This is a genomic window from Micromonospora sp. CNZ322, from assembly GCF_007827755.1.
Genome location: NZ_VITD01000004.1, coordinates 283,557 through 300,480, shown reverse-complemented (window position 1 = coordinate 300,480; position 16,924 = coordinate 283,557). Strand labels below are relative to the sequence as shown.

At 70.7% G+C, this 16,924-nt stretch carries 17 protein-coding genes; 10 read left to right on the top strand and 7 right to left on the bottom strand.

Features of this window, described 5'->3' with window-relative positions:
• The first annotated feature begins 33 nt into the window (after positions 1–33).
• Genes FB453_RS12785 through FB453_RS12775 form a run of 3 tightly spaced genes read left to right on the top strand, consistent with a single transcriptional unit; the run spans position 34 to position 1,450 of the window.
• Positions 34–831: a DUF3109 family protein gene (locus FB453_RS12785; RefSeq protein ID WP_145790390.1), complete on the top strand. Its 798-nt coding sequence runs from the start codon at positions 34–36 to the stop codon at positions 829–831.
• 35 nt (positions 832–866) lie between these two features.
• Complete coding sequence (locus tag FB453_RS12780; protein WP_145790112.1) at positions 867–1,067, top strand: ribbon-helix-helix domain-containing protein; 201 nt, start codon at positions 867–869, stop codon at positions 1,065–1,067.
• Entirely contained in the window at positions 1,067–1,450 is a 384-nt protein-coding gene (locus FB453_RS12775) for a type II toxin-antitoxin system death-on-curing family toxin (protein WP_145790109.1), read from the top strand. The genes FB453_RS12780 and FB453_RS12775 overlap by 1 nt, the downstream gene beginning before the upstream one ends.
• A gap of 89 nt (positions 1,451–1,539) precedes the next feature.
• On the opposite strand, the gene FB453_RS12770 is transcribed toward FB453_RS12775, so the two are convergent.
• Together FB453_RS12770 and FB453_RS12765 are read right to left on the bottom strand one after the other, a co-directional pair.
• Positions 1,540–2,223, bottom strand: a complete 684-nt coding sequence (locus FB453_RS12770) for a response regulator transcription factor (protein WP_030329696.1) — start codon at positions 2,221–2,223, stop codon at positions 1,540–1,542.
• A gap of 24 nt (positions 2,224–2,247) precedes the next feature.
• Positions 2,248–3,531 carry a sensor histidine kinase gene (locus FB453_RS12765; RefSeq protein WP_112584227.1) on the bottom strand — a complete coding sequence of 428 codons (1,284 nt, stop codon included), beginning with the start codon at positions 3,529–3,531 and terminating at the stop codon, positions 2,248–2,250.
• Between the two features lie 204 nt (positions 3,532–3,735).
• On the opposite strand from FB453_RS12765, the gene phoU reads away from it, so the two are divergent.
• Positions 3,736–4,389 (top strand): phosphate signaling complex protein PhoU, encoded by a 654-nt coding sequence (phoU, locus tag FB453_RS12760; protein ID WP_091403559.1) that lies wholly within the window; start codon positions 3,736–3,738, stop codon positions 4,387–4,389.
• A gap of 62 nt (positions 4,390–4,451) precedes the next feature.
• Here phoU and FB453_RS12755 read toward each other — a convergent pair whose 3' ends face one another.
• Positions 4,452–5,219 (bottom strand): phosphoglyceromutase, encoded by a 768-nt coding sequence (locus FB453_RS12755; RefSeq protein WP_091403562.1) that lies wholly within the window; start codon positions 5,217–5,219, stop codon positions 4,452–4,454.
• Between the two features lie 152 nt (positions 5,220–5,371).
• Here FB453_RS12755 and FB453_RS12750 point away from each other — a divergent pair, with 152 nt between their 5' ends.
• Together FB453_RS12750 and FB453_RS12745 are read left to right on the top strand one after the other, a co-directional pair.
• A complete protein-coding gene (locus FB453_RS12750; protein ID WP_145790107.1) occupies positions 5,372–6,652 on the top strand; it encodes an MDR family MFS transporter in 1,281 nt (426 codons plus the stop codon).
• Between the two features lie 74 nt (positions 6,653–6,726).
• Positions 6,727–8,019: an MFS transporter gene (locus tag FB453_RS12745; RefSeq protein ID WP_145790105.1), complete on the top strand. Its 1,293-nt coding sequence runs from the start codon at positions 6,727–6,729 to the stop codon at positions 8,017–8,019.
• Positions 8,020–8,386: 367 nt separating this feature from the next.
• Here FB453_RS12745 and FB453_RS12740 read toward each other — a convergent pair whose 3' ends face one another.
• From FB453_RS12740 to mshA, 3 genes are all read right to left on the bottom strand, one after another.
• The gene (locus FB453_RS12740; protein WP_145790387.1) at positions 8,387–9,454 is read right to left on the bottom strand and encodes a hypothetical protein; all 1,068 of its coding nucleotides are present in this window, start codon (positions 9,452–9,454) and stop codon (positions 8,387–8,389) included.
• Positions 9,455–9,720: 266 nt separating this feature from the next.
• Positions 9,721–10,236, bottom strand: coding sequence for a type III secretion system chaperone family protein (locus tag FB453_RS12735; RefSeq protein ID WP_112605262.1), 516 nt, complete (start codon positions 10,234–10,236; stop codon positions 9,721–9,723).
• Positions 10,237–10,291: 55 nt separating this feature from the next.
• Positions 10,292–11,656, bottom strand: a complete 1,365-nt coding sequence (gene mshA, locus FB453_RS12730; RefSeq protein WP_145790102.1) for a D-inositol-3-phosphate glycosyltransferase — start codon at positions 11,654–11,656, stop codon at positions 10,292–10,294.
• Positions 11,657–11,861: 205 nt separating this feature from the next.
• Between mshA and FB453_RS12725 the strand changes: the two genes are divergently transcribed.
• Both FB453_RS12725 and FB453_RS12720 read left to right on the top strand, forming a co-directional pair.
• A complete protein-coding gene (locus FB453_RS12725) occupies positions 11,862–12,623 on the top strand; it encodes an SDR family oxidoreductase (RefSeq protein WP_145790099.1) in 762 nt (253 codons plus the stop codon).
• Between the two features lie 62 nt (positions 12,624–12,685).
• Positions 12,686–13,474, top strand: a complete 789-nt coding sequence (locus tag FB453_RS12720; RefSeq protein ID WP_145790097.1) for a class I SAM-dependent methyltransferase — start codon at positions 12,686–12,688, stop codon at positions 13,472–13,474.
• Positions 13,475–13,484: 10 nt separating this feature from the next.
• On the opposite strand, the gene FB453_RS12715 is transcribed toward FB453_RS12720, so the two are convergent.
• Entirely contained in the window at positions 13,485–14,567 is a 1,083-nt protein-coding gene (locus FB453_RS12715) for a UDP-N-acetylmuramate dehydrogenase (RefSeq protein WP_186718243.1), read from the bottom strand.
• A 69-nt stretch (positions 14,568–14,636) separates the two neighbouring features.
• Here FB453_RS12715 and FB453_RS12710 point away from each other — a divergent pair, with 69 nt between their 5' ends.
• A complete protein-coding gene (locus tag FB453_RS12710; RefSeq protein ID WP_145790092.1) occupies positions 14,637–15,395 on the top strand; it encodes a maleylpyruvate isomerase family mycothiol-dependent enzyme in 759 nt (252 codons plus the stop codon).
• 219 nt (positions 15,396–15,614) lie between these two features.
• Positions 15,615–16,919, top strand: coding sequence for an extracellular solute-binding protein (locus tag FB453_RS12705; RefSeq protein ID WP_145790089.1), 1,305 nt, complete (start codon positions 15,615–15,617; stop codon positions 16,917–16,919).
• Positions 16,920–16,924 lie beyond the last annotated feature (5 nt).

The window sequence follows — 16,924 nt, the reverse complement described above, 5'->3', positions numbered from 1 at the left end:
GACGTGACCGCGCGTACGCTGGGCCGAGTGACGATGGAGCTCCGTGTGCTGGTGGACGACCCGGGTGACCCGCGCAGTCGCGAGGTGCCCCTGGACTTCCCTCGGGAGTGGATCGAGTTCACCGACCCGGCCGACGAGACGCACCTGATCCGGGCCGACCTGACCTGGTTGCTCTCCCGCTGGACCTGCATCTTCGGCAAGGGCTGCCACGGCATCATCGCCGGCCGGGCCGCCGACGGTTGCTGCTCGCACGGGGCGTTCTTCACCGACTCGGACGACGAGAAGCGGGTTCGCAACGCCGTCCGGCGACTCACCCCGTCGACCTGGCAGCATTTCCGGCGCGGGTTCAAGAACTGGACCGACGAGGACACCATCGACGGCAAGAACCCGGCCCGCCGCACGGCCACCCAGGGCGCCGACGGTCCGTGCGTGTTCCTCAACGACGCCGACTTCGCCGGCGGGGGCGGTTGCGCCCTGCACGCCCAGGCGCTGCGCGACGGGGTGCACCCGTTGGAATACAAGCCGGACGTCTGTTGGCAGCTGCCGATCCGCCGCGATCAGGACTGGGTGAAGCGACCGGACAACAGCAAGGTGCTGGTCTCCACCCTGTCCGAGTTCGACCGGCGGGGCTGGGGAGCCGGCGGGCACGACCTGGACTGGTGGTGCACCTCCTCGACAGACGCGCACGTCGGCACCGAGCCGATGTACCTGTCGTACTCCCCGGAGCTGACCGCGCTGATCGGCGCTGCCGCCTACGAGCGGCTGGCCGAGCTGTGCGCGACCAGGACGAAGCAGGGCATGATCGCCCCGCACCCCGCCGACCAACTCTAGCGGATCTTGGTAGCACTCCTGCTACCATTTTCGGCATGGCCATGACGCTGCGACTTGACGACGACCGCGAACGGCGACTCCGTCTCGTTGCGGACGAAGAGGCACGGTCGATGCACGCCGTCGTCGTCACCGCGATCGACGACTACCTGGCCCGGCGGAACGCCAAGGAGTTCGGCGACCTCGCCGACGAGATCATCGAACGCCACGCCACACTGCTCGCTCGCCTGGCGGAGTGATGACGGAGATCCGTTACCCCACGCTCGCTGACGTGGCGAGCATCGCCCGCAAGATCGGCGTTGGGATCAGGGACGCCGGCCTCGTCGAGTCGGCCGTGGCCCGGCCGCAGACGAGCGTGTTCGGGGAAGACGCCTACCCCGACCTGTGGACCAAGGCGGCGGCACTGCTGCACTCACTGGTCAACAACCACCCGTTCGTGGACGGCAACAAGCGGATCGGCTGGATCGTGTCGATCACCTTCCTGCTCCAGAATCATGCCGTCACCATCGCTCAGCTCGACGAGGTCGACCAGGACATCGCGTACGACTTGGTCATCAGCGTCACGGAAAGCCGGCTGACGGAGGTGGCCGACATCGCGGCCGCCTTGCACAAGTTGTTCTGAACGGCACCCGAACGAACACCACCCCAGCCACCGTCCGGACAGGCCGAAGGGGGCCTGCGTCGAGCGCAGACCCCCTTCGAGTACGCCGATCACGGCTCGAACTTGTAGCCCAGACCCCGCACGGTCACGATGAAGCGCGGCGCGGACGGCTCCGGCTCGATCTTGGAGCGCAGCCGCTTGACGTGCACGTCCAGCGTCTTGGTGTCACCGACGTAGTCGGCGCCCCAGACCCGGTCGATGAGCTGGCCGCGGGTGAGCACCCGGCCCGCGTTGCGCAGCAGCAGCTCCAGCAACTCGAATTCCTTCAGCGGCAGCTGTACGGCCCCGCCGTCGACGGTCACCACGTGCCGCTCGATGTCCATCCGCACCGGCCCGGCGGCCAGCGTCGGCGCACCCGCCTCGGCCACCTCCGGGCTCTGCCGGCGCAGCACCGCCCGGATCCGGGCGACCAGTTCCCGCGGCGAGTACGGCTTCGTGACGTAGTCGTCGGCGCCGATCTCCAGCCCGACCACCTTGTCGATCTCGCTGTCCCGAGCGGTGACCATGATGATCGGTACGGCGGAGCGCTGCCGCAACTGCCGGCAGACCTCGGTCCCCGACATCTCGGGCAACATCAGGTCGAGCAGCACGATGTCGGCGCCGGTCCGGTCGAACTCGGTGAGGGCGTCGGTGCCGGTCGCGGCGACCGAAACCTCAAAGCCCTCCTTACGGAGCATGTACGACAAGGCGTCGGAGAACGACTCCTCGTCCTCGACCACGAGAACGCGGCTCAACGGGGATTTCCTTTCCATTTGCTGTCAGACCTGCCGTAGCCCAGTCGGACCGGACTCGATCCCAACCGGCGGCAGTGTCGCCAGGAGGTCATCCGGTGGACTGGCGGGCAGCCGGAGGGTGAACGTCGATCCACCACCAAGAGTGCTCGACACCTCGACCCGTCCGCCATGGTTGCTCGCAATGTGTTTCACGATCGCCAGACCGAGCCCGGTGCCGCCGGTGGCACGCGAGCGGGCCTGGTCGGCCCGGTAGAACCGCTCGAAGATCCGGTCGACGTCGGTGGGGGCGATACCGATGCCCTGGTCAGCGACGGCGACCTCGACGTGCTCGTCGTCGCCGCGGAGGGTCACCCGCACCGTGGTGTCCTCGCCTGAGTAGTTGATGGCGTTCTCCACCAGGTTCGCCACCGCCGTGGCGAGTTGGGAGTCGCTGCCGTAAGCGGTGAGACCACGCGCCCCGTCCACGGTCACCGCGACACCCCGGGCGGAGGCCGTGGTGCGGGTCCGGTCGACCACCTCGGCGATCACCCAGTCCAGCGCGACCGGCTCCGGTGGCGGTTGCGGCTCAGCTCCTTGCAACCGGGTCAGCTCCAGCAACTCCTGCACCAATCGACCCAGCCGGGTCGACTCGTGCTGGATCCGTTCGGCGAACCGGCGGGCGGCCACCAGGTCCTCGGAGAGGTCGGGTACTGCGGCGTCGGCCGGCTCGGTCGCGTCCAGCAACGCCTCGGCGAGCAGTTGCAGGGCACCGATCGGGGTCTTCAGCTCGTGGCTCACGTTGGCCACGAAGTCTCGTCGTACCCGGGTCAGCCGGTGCGACTCGGTCACGTCGACCGCCTCGACCGCGACGAAGCCGTTGCCGAGACCCATCGCCCGCAGGTGCACGCCGAGCGGGTTCTCCCCCGCGCTGTCGCGACCTCGGGGCAGGTCCAGCTCGATCTCGCGTCGCACGCCGGTGCGTCGCACCTGGCCGGCGAGGGTACGGATCAGCGGGTGCGCGGCGATTGAGCCCGGAGTGCTGCCGGTACGCAGCAGCCCCATCGCGCGGGCGGCCGGGTTGATCAACACGGGGACGTCGTCGTTGTCCAGAACCACGACACCGGCCCGGAGTGAGTCGATCGTCCGGCGGCCGAGCCCGGCCTGCTGCTCGTCGGCTATCGCGGGCCTCCCCCTGCTCCAGCGGAAGCTGACGCTCCCCGTCGACGTGGAGTGACCGTCCCGTCTCGGCAGGAACCGGGGCAGCAGCAGACCGGCGGCCATCCCGGCCACCAACGCCAGGGCCACCACGACCGCCACCGCCCACTCCACCCGGCGATCGTAGGGTCATTGTTAACCTGGCTACCACACAGAACGGGACGAACTACCCTCACTTACGGAAGTGTTCACCCCCACGTCTGGCGTCGTTCACCGTGGTTCATCCGGGATCCGTCCACGCGCCCTACCGTTGGCGTCGCACCTGCTCAACCCCCTGCGCCGGCACCCGTCGGCGGCGACCGACCACAGGACGTGATGATGCGCGACGAGTTCCGGGCCGACCTCCAGATCGTCAGCCAACTGCTGGTGGACATGGCGGAGGGCGTCCGCGCCGCCATGCGCCAGGCCACCCGGGCCCTGCTCACCGCCGACCGGCAGGCCGCCGAGACGGTCATCGAGCGGGACGCCGAGATCGACGACCTCTACCGGCACGTCGAGGAGCGGGTCTGTGACCTGCTCGCCCGACAGGCGCCGGTCGCCTCCGACCTCCGGGCGATGATCACCGCGCTGCACGTGGCCGCTGATCTGGAGCGGATGGGCGATCTCGCCGAGCACGTGGCGAAGACCGCGCTGCGCCGGCACCCCTCCCCCGCCGTCCCGGCCGAGCTGCGGACTGTCTTCACCGAGATGTCCGAGATCGCCGACCGGATGGCCGTGAAGATCGGTTCGGTGCTGGCGAAGCCCGACGCCGACCTCGCCGGCGAGCTGGACCGCGACGACGACGCCATGGACGAGCTGCACAAGAACCTGTTCGCCGTGCTGCTCGGCGACGACTGGCCGTACGGGGTGGAGACGGCGATCGACGCCACCCTGCTGGGCCGCTTCTACGAGCGCTTCGCCGACCACGCGGTCAACGCTGGCGAGCACGTGATCTACCTGATCACCGGGGAGAGCGCGCCCAGCAGTAACTGACCGAACGGAAGGGGCCCCTCGCCATCGCTCTTCGCGATGACGAGGGGCCCTTTTCTGGTGGCTCAGCGCCCCTGGTTGGCCACCGCCGCGGCGGCTGCCTTCGCAGCGGTCGGGTCGAGGTAGGTGCCGCCCAGAGTGAGCGGGCGCAGCTGCGGGTCGAGGTCGTAGCGCAGCGGGATGCCCGTCGGGATGTTCAGCTTGGCGATCGCCTCGTCGGAGATCTGGTCGAGGTGCTTGACGAGGGCGCGCAGCGAGTTGCCGTGCGCGGCCACCAGCACCGTCCGGCCGGCCAGGATGTCCGGCACGATCGAGTCGTACCAGTAGGGCAGCATCCGGTCGACGACGTCCTTGAGGCACTCGGTGCGGGGCATCAGCTCGGTCGGCAGCAGCGCGTAGCGCGGGTCACCCACCTGCGACCACTCGTCGTTGTCGTCGATGGGCGGCGGTGGCGTGTCGTACGACCGGCGCCAGAGCATGAACTGCTCCTCGCCGTACTCGTCGAGGGTCTGCTTCTTGTTCTTGCCCTGCAGGGCGCCGTAGTGACGCTCGTTGAGCCGCCACGACCGGCGCACAGCGATCCAGTGCCGGTCGGCGGCGTTGAGCGCCAGCTCGGCGGTGCGGATCGCACGGCGCATCACGCTGGTGTGCACAACGTCCGGCAGCAGGCTGTGCTCGCGCATCAACTCGCCGCCGCGCCGCGCCTCGCCCTCGCCCTTCTCGGTCAGGTCGACGTCCACCCAGCCGGTGAAGAGGTTCTTGGCATTCCAGTCGCTCTCACCGTGTCGCAGCAGGACCAGCGTCCCGACGGTGGGCCCTTCGCTCGCAGTCATGCGGATCATCCTGCCTCAACCGCCCGACGGACACGCGGGCAGCCGTCGTGACGACCACCACGTGAAAAAGCTGATGACCAGCGGATCCGGCCGCCACTAGGGTTGTAAGGCACGCCAGTCACATCGGTCATTACTTGCAAGCGGGGCGCCATATGCGGACGATGCGGAGTTGGTTCCGGGACACCACCGGCGGCCTACCGACCACCTTCTGGTACCTGTGGTCCGGCACCCTGATCAACCGACTCGGCTCGTTCGTCCTCGTCTTCCTCGCCATCTACCTGACCCAGGAACGTGGCTTCTCGGCCTCGCAGGCCGGCCTGGTGATCGGCCTCTGGGGTGTCGGCGGGGCGTTCGGCACAACAGCCGGCGGCACTCTGGCCGACCGGTGGGGCCGCCGGCCGACGCTGCTCACCGCCCACGTGGGCGCGGCGGCCATGATGCTCGGCCTCGGGCTGGCCCGGGATCTCTGGGCGGTGGCGCTGGGCGCGCTGCTGCTCGGCATGTTCGCCGAGGCGGCCCGGCCCGCGTTCGGGGCGATGATGATCGACGTGGTGCCGGCCAAGGACCGGCTGCGCGCCTTCTCGCTCAACTACTGGGCGATCAACCTGGGCTTCGCCTGCGCGGCCGTCCTCGCCGGCCTGGCCGCCCAGGCCGACTACCTGCTGCTGTTCGTGGTCGACGCGGCCACCATGCTGATCACCGCGCTGATCATCTTCAGCAAGGTGCCGGAGACCCGACAGACAGGCCCCGCCACCGCCGCCACGGCGGCAGCGGCTCCGCGCGGCGCGCTGCGCACGATCCTCACCGACCGGGTCTACCTCGGCTTCGTGGCACTCAACCTGTTCGCCGCGCTGGTGTTCCTCCAACACATCTCGATGCTGCCGATCGCGATGGGCGACGACGGCCTGAGCCCCGCCACCTACGGCTCGGTGATCGCGCTCAACGGCATCCTCATCGTGGTCGGCCAACTCTTCGTGCCCCGACTGATCCGGGGTCGGAGCCGCTCGCACGTGCTCGCGCTGGCGTCCGTGGTGATGGGCGTGGGGTTCGGGCTGACCGCGTTCGCCGGCACCCCCTGGTTCTACGGGCTGACAGTGCTGATCTGGACGGTCGGCGAGATGCTGAACTCGCCCTCCAACTCCACGCTGATCGCCGAGCTCTCCCCGGCCGAGCTGCGCGGTCGCTACCAGGGCGTGTTCTCCCTCTCGTGGCAGATCGCCGGGGCCAGCGCGCCGATCCTCGGTGGCCTGGTGCGCGAGCACGCTGGCAACGACATTCTCTGGTACGGCTGCGCCGCGCTCGGCCTCCTGACCGCGGTGGCCCACCTGGTGTCGGGGCCGGCCCGGGAACGGCGTGCGGCCGCGCTGCGCCGCTCCGGTGAGGCACTGGCACCGGCCACCGCGTCCCGTGCCCCACAGCCCGCCGAGGCGTAATGAGTGGCGCGGCCGTGCCGGAGTTCCTACTGTGCAGTGGAAACAGTTAACAACCTGAACTGTCGGGAGGTCGGGTGCACGCCCTGCGGCGCTGGTGGCATGACACCGCAGGCGGACTACCCGCCACCTTCTGGTACCTCTGGGCCGGCCTGCTGATCAACCGGGCCGGCGCGTTCGCCATGCTGTTCCTCTCGCTCTACCTCACCGACGTACGCGGCGCGAGCGAAGGGCTGGCCGGCACCGTGGTCGGCGCGTACGGGGCCGGCGGGGCGGCCGGCGTGCTGCTCGGCGGGGTGCTCGCCGACCGGTGGGGACGCCGGGCGACCCTGCTCGCCGCGCACCTGGCCACTGTCGGCCTGATGGTGGCGCTCGCCTTCACCCGACCCCTGCTGCTGATCGCGGTGCTCTCCGCGCTGATCGGCGTGGTCCACTCGATGCCCAGCCCGGCGTTCGTGGCGGCGATCGTCGACGTGGTGCCCGCCGAGCGTCGCTCGCGGGCGTTCAACCTTCAGTTCTGGGCGTTCAACCTGGGCATGGCGGTCGCCTCTCTGCTCGCCGGAGTCCTGGCCGAGGCCAGCTTCACCGCACTGTTCCTGGTCGACGCGGGCGCCACCCTGACCGCCGCAGCCGTGATCGCCTGGAAGGTGCCCGAAACCCTGCGGCTGGCCCGGCCAGCGGCCGACCCACCGCCCGCCACAGCGGCACCGAAATCCATCCGGACCCGTCGGCCGGGACTGCACACCGCGCTCACCGACCGCACCTTCCTGGTGTTCGTCGGGCTCACCTTCGTGCTGGCCGTACTCACCATGCAGACGTCGACCATCATGCCGCTGGCCATGCGCGCGGACGGCCTGGGCCCATCGGCGTACGGGCTGGTGGTGGCGCTCGGCGGCGCGCTGATCGTGGTCGGGCAGTTGTTCGTGCCCCGGCTGATCGACCGGCACCGCAAGGACGTCGTGCTGGCCGCCTCCACGGCGCTTCTCGCGCTCGGTTTCGGAGCGCTCGCCATCGCCGACGAACTGGCCATCTACCTGGGTGCCGCAGTGGTCTGGACGGTCGGCTCGATGCTCGCCGCCCCGCCCAACGCGCAGATCAACGCGGACCTGGCGCCACCGCAGCTACGAGCGCGCTACCAGTCGGTCTTCTACCTGACGTTCCCAGCCGCGGCGTTCGTCGCACCCACCCTCGGCGGGGTGAGTCTCCAGCACCTCGGCGACCGGCACTGGCTGATCGTGGGCGGGCTGGGCCTGCTGGCCGCGCTCGGGCACCTGCTCGCCGGACCACCCCGGGAGCGGCACGTCGCCGCGCTGCGCCGGGTTGTCGACCCGGGGCCGGCAACCCCCGCAGACCGCGTACCGACCGGATAACCGACGCAAAGCGCCCACCACGTCCCTGAGAGGTCGTGGTGGGCGCCCGCCGGCGGGGCCGGCGGCGGCGGGCAACACTCACCCCCGTAAGCATCGCCCGCTCACGCCGCCGGTCCAAACAGGTGGGAACCGTCCCCCAACGGTTATTCCACCCGTCCCCTCGCGCCTCGTCTGGTGCGCGGATCTGATCGATCCGCCGCTCCCCCGAACGTTTCCAAACGTGGCGCGGTGCAATAAAGCTAGTTCGCCCGGATTCTGGATTCAACCCAGAACGGCTGTCTCGCCGGTCACAACTGGCGAGTATCCGCTGCTCCGGCCTCGTCCGTTGGCAACAGCCGGGTACCCGTCGGCCATTCCCGCAAACACCTCAACCGTCTTCCCGATCAGGTGACTCGGTCCGGAAGAAGTTGCTCTGCCGGCCGTCCCGCAACTGTTCCTGATAAATCAGGTTCAGCCGCCGCAGGTCAAACGTGTAGAACCACTCATCCCAGGTGATCTCGCGAATCCGGCTGCTTTCCCGGTATCCGGGAATGTTGAAGGTCAACACACCCGCCCGGCCATCCCGCTCGGTGCCCGCGATGGTCGCCGGCTTCGCCCCGCGCTCCTGGGCCCAGCGCTGGATCACCTCATGGTTCGCCGTGATCAAACTCCGCCCCGGCCGCTCCGGCCGATCCGCGATCGACGAGATCACCTGCGAACTGCGGACCGACCGACCCGTACCCCGTCCGGTCCGGATCCCGCCGGCCGCCGTCCCGCCACCGGTCGACGGCGTCAACGTGCGCTTGGCCGCCGCGCTCTTGGCCGGTGCCGTGCGCTTCGCTGTGGTGCGCTTCGCCGCCGCGCTCTTGGCCGGTGCCGTGCGCTTCGCCGTCGTGCGCTTGGCCGCCGCGCTCTTGGCCGGCGTCGCGCGCTTCGCCGCCGGTCGCGCCGGTGCCTTCTTCGCCGGCGCCTTCCGCGCGGGCGCCGTACGCGCCGTCGCTGTCTTACGGGCCGCCGTGGTCTTCCGCGCTGCGGCGGTCTTCCGGGCGGCGGTGGTCCTGCTCGCGGCCGTGCTCTTGCGGGCGGCCGTCGACGTCGCCGCTGTGGTCTTCTTCGCGGCGGTCGCCTTCTTCGCCGGCGCCCTCTTGGCCGCCGCCGTCGACTTCCGCCCGGCGGTCGCCTTCGTTGCGGCGGCCCGCTTCGCGGGCGCGCTCTTGTTCGCCGGCGCGGCCTTCGCGCGGCTCGACGCCGGCCTGGCCGCCGACTTCTTGGTGGCGGCGGCACGACCCGCCGACGCCCTGGTGCCGGCGGCCCGGCCCGACGGGCCGGTGCTGCTCCGACCCGCGCCGGCCCGCATCGAGCGCACCAGCTGTTTCACCAGCTCGGGCTTGCGCAGTGCGGAGATCCCGGAGACCCCGCGTTTACGCAGCTGCCCGCGGATGTCGTCCACCCGCATCCGGGAAATCTCCGACTCGGAGACTCTGGGCGTACCCGGCGTCTGGTTGCCGGCCTGTCGCTTCGTCCTGGTCGCAGTCGCGCCGCGACCTGAGCTGTTCCGCTGAGCCATGGGACGCTCCGCTCCTTGGCACTCCGTCATCGGCGCGCGGGGGTCCCTCGCCGCACCGCGCGGTGCGGCATACCCGTCAGGAGCACTCCGAACCACAGTCAACTCGCCATGCTCGTGCTGGAGCCAGGATCGAGTGGCATCGCCGCGTCGGTGGGTCAGGTTGGGTCGGGGCCGGCGCCGGAGGGCTCGAAGAGGTGGGCGAAGGCGGCCAGGTTGGCTGTCGACTCGCCCCGCTTCACCCGCCACTCGTACTCGCGCCGGATCGAACTGCCGAAGCCGATCTCCAGCATCGTGTCGAACGACTCGTCGGCGTACGTGAGCACAGCGCCGAACAGGCGGTCCAACTCGTCGGCGTCCACGCCGGCCGGGTTGACCCGACCGGTCAGGTACACGTCGCCAACCGCGTCTGTGGAGAAGGAGACGCCGTACATCCGGGCGTTGCGCTGCAACAGCCAGGCCCACAACTCCTCGCGGCGCTCGTCCGGCTGGCGCATCACGAACGCCTCGATCCGCAGCGCGTGCTCGCCGACGATCAGGTTGCAGATCGTCTTGAGCTTGTGGGTGCCCGGCAGCGTCACCGCGTACGAGCCGGGGCCGGTCGACTCCCAGGCCAGGTCCCGCTCGGCGCAGACCGACTCGATCAGGGTCGCAAGATCGCTCTTCGGGCTCACCGGACCCACTCTACGACCGACCCGGCTCGCGCACCGGGTGACAACGGGCCGCGGATCACCAGGAGCAGGAGAGCGCCGGGTCACCCGCCAGGTCGGCCGCGAGCCGGGCGCGGTGCCCGGCGATCGCCTCGCCGTAGACCCCGAGCAGGCCGGCGACCGTGCGGTCCCAGGAGAAGTGCCGGGCGTGCTGCTCGGCACCTCGGGCCAGCACCGACCGCAGCGCCCGGTTCGGCAGCAGGCCGCCCATCGCACGGGCCCAGTCCACCGGGTCGTGCCCGTCGATCAGTACGCCACTGACCTGGTCCCGGACGGCGGTGACCAGCCCTCCGACGGCGGCGGCCAGCACCGGCGTACCGCAGGCCTGCGCCTCCAGGGCGACCAGCCCGAACGACTCGTTGTGCGACGGCACCGCGACCAGGTCCGCCGCCCGGTACAGGGCCGGAAGGTCGTCCCCGGTGAGCGGCGGCAGGAACCGCACCCCGTCGCTGACCCCGAGTCTGGCGGCCAACTCGATCAGGGCGGTCGGCCGGTCCAGCCCACTGCCGCTGGGCCCGCCGCAGATCACCACTGTCACCTTGTCGGCCAGCGCCGGGTCGCGCTCCCGCAATGCGGCGATCGCGCGGATCAGCACGTCGGGGGCCTTGAGAGGCTGGATCCGACCGACGAAGGCAACCACGTACCCGTCGACTGGAAGCCCCAGCCGGCGACGGGCCTGGCGGGCGGCCGCGGACCTGTCACCCGGCGCGGGCCGGAACCGGGCGAGGTCGACGCCCGGCTGCACGACGGACACCCGGGTCGGGTCGGCGTCGTACCGGTCGAGCAGGTCGCTGGCCTCGACCCGGGTGTTGGCGACCAGCCGGTCCGCCTCGGCGACGACCTGCTCCTCGCCAATGACCCGGGCCTTGGGCTCCGGCCGGTCACCGGCCGCGAGCTGGGCGTTCTTGACCTTCGCCAGGGTGTGCGCGGTGTGCACCAGCGGCACCCCCCAACGCTCCTTGGCCAGCCAACCGACCTGGCCGGAGAGCCAGTAGTGGGAGTGGATCAGGTCGTAGTGGCCGGGCGGGCGGGACGCTTCCGCACGCAGCACCCCGGCCGTGAAGGCGCAGAGCTGACCGGGCAGCTCCTCCTTGGTGAGGCCCTCCAGGGGGCCGGAGGTGATGTGCCGGACCTGCACGCCGGGCGCCATCTCGACCACCGGGGGGAGGTCACCGGAGGTGGCCCGGGTGAAGATCTCCACCTCCACGTTGGCCTCGGCGAGACGCCGGGCGACTTCGAGGATGTAGACGTTCATTCCGCCGGCATCACCCGTGCCGGGCTGGTGCAGCGGGGAGGTGTGTACCGACAGGGTGGCGATGCGGCGCGGCCGAGGCCACGGTCGGGCACCTCGCTGACGCCCGACACCGGTGTGCATTTCCGCCACATCCGCTCCTTCATCACGGTTGATGCCGTCTCGCACGACCGGCGCTTCTCGGTCAACCTGTACGCCGGATGTCATCTTCCCCATCGGGCTTCGGAAATTCCCCAGCGCGGCCCCTCGGCGTGACGGACCTCATCACCGAACGCCCGCCGATGGCTGCCGTACGCCCGGTCGGGGCGGCTCGTACGCCCAGGGTGACAATGTCGGGATGACCTCAGTCGCCATCGTCACCGGAGCATCCAGCGGGATCGGCGCGGCCACCGCCCGCCGGCTCGCCGCCGAGGGCTTCCACGTGCTCGCCGCCGCCCGTCGCGCCGAACGGCTCACCGACCTGGTCGCCGAGATCACCGCCGCCGGCGGGCAGGCCACCGCCGTGACCTGCGACGTCACCTCGGACGAGTCGGTGGCCCGGCTGGCCGAGGCCACCGCCCAGGCACCCGGGCCGGTCACCCTGCTGGTCAACAACGCCGGCGGAGCGCGCGGGTTGGACCCGGTGGAGTCCGGCTCGGTCGCCGACTGGCAGTGGATGTACGACGTGAACGTGCTCGGCACCCTGCGGGTCACCCAGGCGCTGCTGCCGGCGCTGGAAGCATCCGGCTCCGGCACCATCGTGGTGGTCTCCTCCACCGCCGGCCTGACCGTGTACGAGGGCGGGGGCGGCTACACCGCCGCGAAGCACGCGCAGACCGCCATCGCCGGCACGCTGCGCCTGGAGTTGTGTGGTCGGCCGCTGCGGGTCATCGAGATCGACCCGGGCATGGTGAAGACCGACGAGTTCGGGCTGGTCCGCTTCGAGGGCGACGCGGAACGGGCCGCCGCCGTCTACGCCGGGGTGCCGGGGCCGCTGGTCGCCGAGGACGTCGCCGACTGCATCGCCTGGTGCGCCACCCGCCCCGAGCACGTCAACATCGACCGGCTGGTGGTCCGGCCCCGGGCACAGGCCGCCCAGCACAAGGTGCACCGGGTCTAGGGAGAAGTGAGCCGGGTTTTCGAGCCCCGCAGTCGCGAACGGAGATTGGCCCGGAGGTCGACATGAGCCCTGCGGCGCGGCGCCGGCCGGTCGGCGTGGTCACCCGCGGCACGACGAACCCGAACCGGCTCCGTCGGGTGGACAACTGGATCGTCGCCACCTGCGCCGACCGGCTGTTGGCGGCGGACGACCCCCTGGTGGTCGACCTCGGCTACGGCGCCACCCCGGTGACCGCTGTGGAGTTGCGCGCTCGACTGGCGGCCGGGGTTCGTCCGGACGTACGGCTGGTCGGGTTGGAGATCGACGCGGCCCGGGTGGCGGCCGCGGCCCCGGCCGCCGACCCTCCCGGATTGACGTTCGCCCGGGGTGGGTTCGAGTTGGCCGGGCTCCGGCCGGTGCTGGTCCGCGCGTTCAACGTGCTGCGACAGTACGACGAGAGCGAGGTGGCCGGAGCCTGGCAGACGATGACCGCCGCGCTCGCGCCCGGCGGAGTGCTCGTCGAGGGCACGTGTGACGAGTTGGGGCGGCTCGCCAGTTGGCTGCTGATCGACGCCGACGGCCCCCGGACGCTGACCCTGGCCGCGAAGCTCACCACGCTGGGCAGCCCCGCCGAGCTGGCCGAGCGGCTGCCCAAGGCGCTGATCCACCGCAACGTTCCCGGTGAGCCGGTGCACGCGCTGATTCGCGCCCTGGACGACGCCTGGCAGGCCGCCGCCCCGTACGCCACCTTCGGCCCCCGCCAACGCTGGCTGCACGCGGTGACCCGTCTCCGCGAAACCGGCTGGCCCGTCCACGACAACCCCACCCGCTGGCGTCAGGGCGAGCTGACCCTCACCTGGCCCCTCCCCTGACCCCGCAGGGTCAGAGGGCGCAGTTGATGAGGACTGGTTCGGGGTGCAGGGTTACGCCGAAGCGGGCGTGGACCTGATCGCGGATGGCGCGGGCCAGGGTGAGCAGGTCGCTGGTGTGGGCGGTGCCGCTGCGGTTGGTCAGGGCCAGAGTGTGCTTGCTGGAGATGGACACCCCACCCTCGCCGGGGTGTCCCTTGGCGAAGCCGGCCTTGTCGATCAGCCAGGCGGCGCTCACCTTGACCAGACCGTCCGCCCCCGGCCAGGCGGGCGGGTCGCCCAGCTCGGCGGAGCGTTCCAGGAGTTGTTCGTATGTCGCGCGGTCGAGCACCGGGTTGGTGAAGAAGGAGCCGACCGAGCGAGTGTCCGGGTCGTTGGGGTCGAGCACCATCCCCTTGCCCGCCCGCAGCCGCAGCACCACCGCTCGGGCGTCGGCCAGCGGCACCTGGTCGCCCACCTCGACACCGAGGGCTCGGGCCAGCTCCGCGTAGCGCACCGGCCCGGAGAGCGGAGACCTGGCGAGTCGGAAGTCGACGGAGAGCACCACCCAGCGGTCCACGTACTTGAAGATGCTGCCCCGGTAGGCGAAGCCGCAGTCCGCGGCGGGGATGACCTGACGGGTGCCCTCGACCCGGTCGTACACCTCGACGCCGGTGATCGTCTCGGCGACCTCCTGGCCGTACGCGCCGACGTTCTGGATCGGGGTGGCACCGGTCGAGCCGGGGATGCCAGAGAGGCATTCCAGCCCGGCCCAGCCGTTGGCGACCGTGGCGGCGACCAGGTCGTCCCACGGCTCGCCGGCGTCGACCCGTACGGTGACCGAGGTGGCGTCCTCGGCGATGACCCGCATGCCACGGGAGCGCACCAGCACGACGGTGCCGGGGAAGCCGGCGTCGCCGATCACCACGTTGCTGCCCCCGGCCAGGATCAGGACCGGCTCCACCGCGGCGCGTACCGCCTGGACGAGTTCGTCGGCACTGCCGGCGGCCACGATCCGCTCAGCCGGCCCACCCGTTCGGAGGGTGGTGTAGCCGGCGAGTGGACCGGGGATGGCACGATCGGCGTCGGTTGTCGGCTGGGCGGAGGCGTCTGGCACGCCCTTCACCTTAGGCTGACAAGTAGCCGTGGCACCCACTGGTCGCCCGGCACCCCCGGGAGGATGGCGATGAGCAGACTGCAGGGCAGCAAGGATTTCTGGATCGGGGCGCTCCGGACGGAGGGTCCGGCTTTCGCGGCAGCGGTGGCCGAGGCGCCGCCGGAGACACCGGTGCTGTCCTGTCCGGGCTGGACGGTCAACGACGTCACACTGCACATGGCCGGCATCTACCACTGGGTTTCGTCGTTCGCCGGTTCCGGCCAGACCAGCCAGCCGCCTCGGCGGGAGAAGATCGAGGCCGACCCGGGTGTGAACGCGCTCCAGCTGTGGCAGCAGGGTTACGACCGGGTGATGACCCTTTTCGACGGGATGGACCCGGAGGCACCGGCGTGGAACTGGGCCCCGCAGCCGAAGAAGGCCGGTTTCTGGCCGCGTCGGATGGCGCACGAGACGGCCGTGCACCGCTGGGACGCCCAGCTCGCCATCGGGGCTGGTGATCCGGTCGAGGCGAAACTCGCGGCCGACGGGGTGAGTGAGGTGCTGGACACCTGGCTGCCGGCGGGCCGGCGGCAGGTGCCGGGTGACTGGCACGGGGTGGTGCAGCTCTGCGCGACCGACACGGCCCAGGAGTGGTATCTGCGGCTGCGCGGCGAGGGGGTGGCGCTGCTCGACACCGCTACCATCTTCGACCACGACGATCACCACGCCCGCGCCCAGGTCAGCGGCACCGCGAGCGACCTGCTGCTGGCGCTCTGGGGGCGGGTGAGCTTCGAGACGCTGGACGTCGTCGGTGACCGCACCCTGTTGGACGGTCTGCGCACCGGCTGACCGACCCACCACGAACGAGGGCGTCACCCCGGCGGGGGTGGCGCCCTCGTCGGTGTTCGGCGCACTGGGCGCGCTGTGCTCCGGTGGCCGTCCATCACGGGACCACAACGCTGAGAGAGCGCTCTCTTGACAGCGGGTTGACGACCCACCACCCTGTCGTGAGAGCGCTCTCTTAGCCATCTGCCATCACCCGCCCGCCTTGAGAGAGGTCGATAAACCATGGCTGTCTTCCCGCGCCGCCGCCTCGCCGCGGTGGCCCTCGCCGCCGCCACCGCCCTGCTCGTCACCGCTGGCTGCGGCGGCAGTGACGAGCCGGGCGACGGACCGGTCACCCTGACCGTCGACGTCTTCGGCCAGTTCGGCTACGAGCAGCTCTACCAGGAGTACATGACCGCCAACCCCGGCGTGAAGATCGTCGAGCGCGGCACCGGCACCAACCTCGACGAGTACTCGCCGAAGCTCACGCAGTGGCTAGCCGCGGGCCGGGGCGCCGGCGACGTGGTGGCCATCGAGGAGGGTCTGCTGGTCGAGTACAAGGCCAATCCGGCGAACTTCGTCAACCTGCTGGACCACGGCGCCGCCGACCTCAAGGGCAACTTCCTGGAGTGGAAGTGGAACGCCGGTCTGACCGCCGATGGCAAGCAGCTCATCGGCCTCGGCACCGACGTCGGCGGGATCGCCATCTGCTACCGCAAGGACCTCTTCCAGAAGGCCGGCCTGCCCACCGAACGGGACGCGGTCTCGAAGCTCTGGCCCACCTGGCCGGACTACATCGCCACCGGCGAGCGGTTCACCGCGGCGAAGACCGGCGCGTCCTTCCTCGACGGGGCGACCAACACCTTCAACACCATCCTGCTGCAGACCGCCGGCAACACGACCGGCTACAGCTACTACGACACCAGCGAGAAGCTGGTCGTCGACAGCAACCCGGCCGTGCGGCAGGCCTACGACACCACTATGGACATCATCGACTCGGGCCTCTCCGGCAAGTACGGCTCCTGGTCGGAGGAGTGGGTGTCCGCCTTCAAGCAGTCGAAGTTCGCCACCATCGCCTGCCCCGCCTGGATGACCGGCGTCATCGAGGCCAACGCCGGCGCTGACGCACAGGGCAAGTGGGACATCGCCCGAGTGCCGGGCAACGGCGGCAACTGGGGCGGATCGCACCTCGCCGTTCCCAAGCAGAGCAAGCACCAGGCCGAGGCGATCAAGCTAGCCAAGTTCCTGACCAGCGCCAAGGGGCAGATCGGGGCGTTCAAGGCCAAGGGTCCGCTGCCCTCCTCGCCGCAGGCGCTCGACGACCCGGCGATCACCGGCGCGACCAACGCGTACTTCTCGGGGGCACCGGTCGGCGCCATCTTCGGCACCGGCGCGAAGAGCCTGAAGCCGGTCTACATGGGCCCGAAGAACCAGGCCGTACGGACCGAGGTGGAGAACGCCGTACGGACCGTGGAGCTGGGTCAGCGCAACCCCGCGCAGGGCTGGACCGACGCGGTGACCAACGCGAAGAAGGCCGCCGCCAAGTAGCCCCG

What these genes read in the sequence shown, in the direction of transcription:
- FB453_RS12785 (WP_145790390.1), top strand. Translation starts at nt 34, where the DNA reads ATGGAGCTCCGTGTGCTGGTGGACGACCCGGGTGACCCGCGCAGTCGC.
- FB453_RS12780 (WP_145790112.1), top strand. Translation starts at nt 867, where the DNA reads ATGGCCATGACGCTGCGACTTGACGACGACCGCGAACGGCGACTCCGT.
- FB453_RS12775 (WP_145790109.1), top strand. Translation starts at nt 1,067, where the DNA reads ATGACGGAGATCCGTTACCCCACGCTCGCTGACGTGGCGAGCATCGCC.
- phoU (WP_091403559.1), top strand. Translation starts at nt 3,736, where the DNA reads ATGCGCGACGAGTTCCGGGCCGACCTCCAGATCGTCAGCCAACTGCTG.
- FB453_RS12755 (WP_091403562.1), bottom strand. Translation starts at nt 5,219, where the DNA reads ATGACTGCGAGCGAAGGGCCCACCGTCGGGACGCTGGTCCTGCTGCGA.
- FB453_RS12750 (WP_145790107.1), top strand. Translation starts at nt 5,372, where the DNA reads ATGCGGACGATGCGGAGTTGGTTCCGGGACACCACCGGCGGCCTACCG.
- FB453_RS12740 (WP_145790387.1), bottom strand. Translation starts at nt 9,454, where the DNA reads ATGCGGGTGGACGACATCCGCGGGCAGCTGCGTAAACGCGGGGTCTCC.
- FB453_RS12725 (WP_145790099.1), top strand. Translation starts at nt 11,862, where the DNA reads ATGACCTCAGTCGCCATCGTCACCGGAGCATCCAGCGGGATCGGCGCG.
- FB453_RS12720 (WP_145790097.1), top strand. Translation starts at nt 12,686, where the DNA reads ATGAGCCCTGCGGCGCGGCGCCGGCCGGTCGGCGTGGTCACCCGCGGC.
- FB453_RS12710 (WP_145790092.1), top strand. Translation starts at nt 14,637, where the DNA reads ATGAGCAGACTGCAGGGCAGCAAGGATTTCTGGATCGGGGCGCTCCGG.
- FB453_RS12705 (WP_145790089.1), top strand. Translation starts at nt 15,615, where the DNA reads ATGGCTGTCTTCCCGCGCCGCCGCCTCGCCGCGGTGGCCCTCGCCGCC.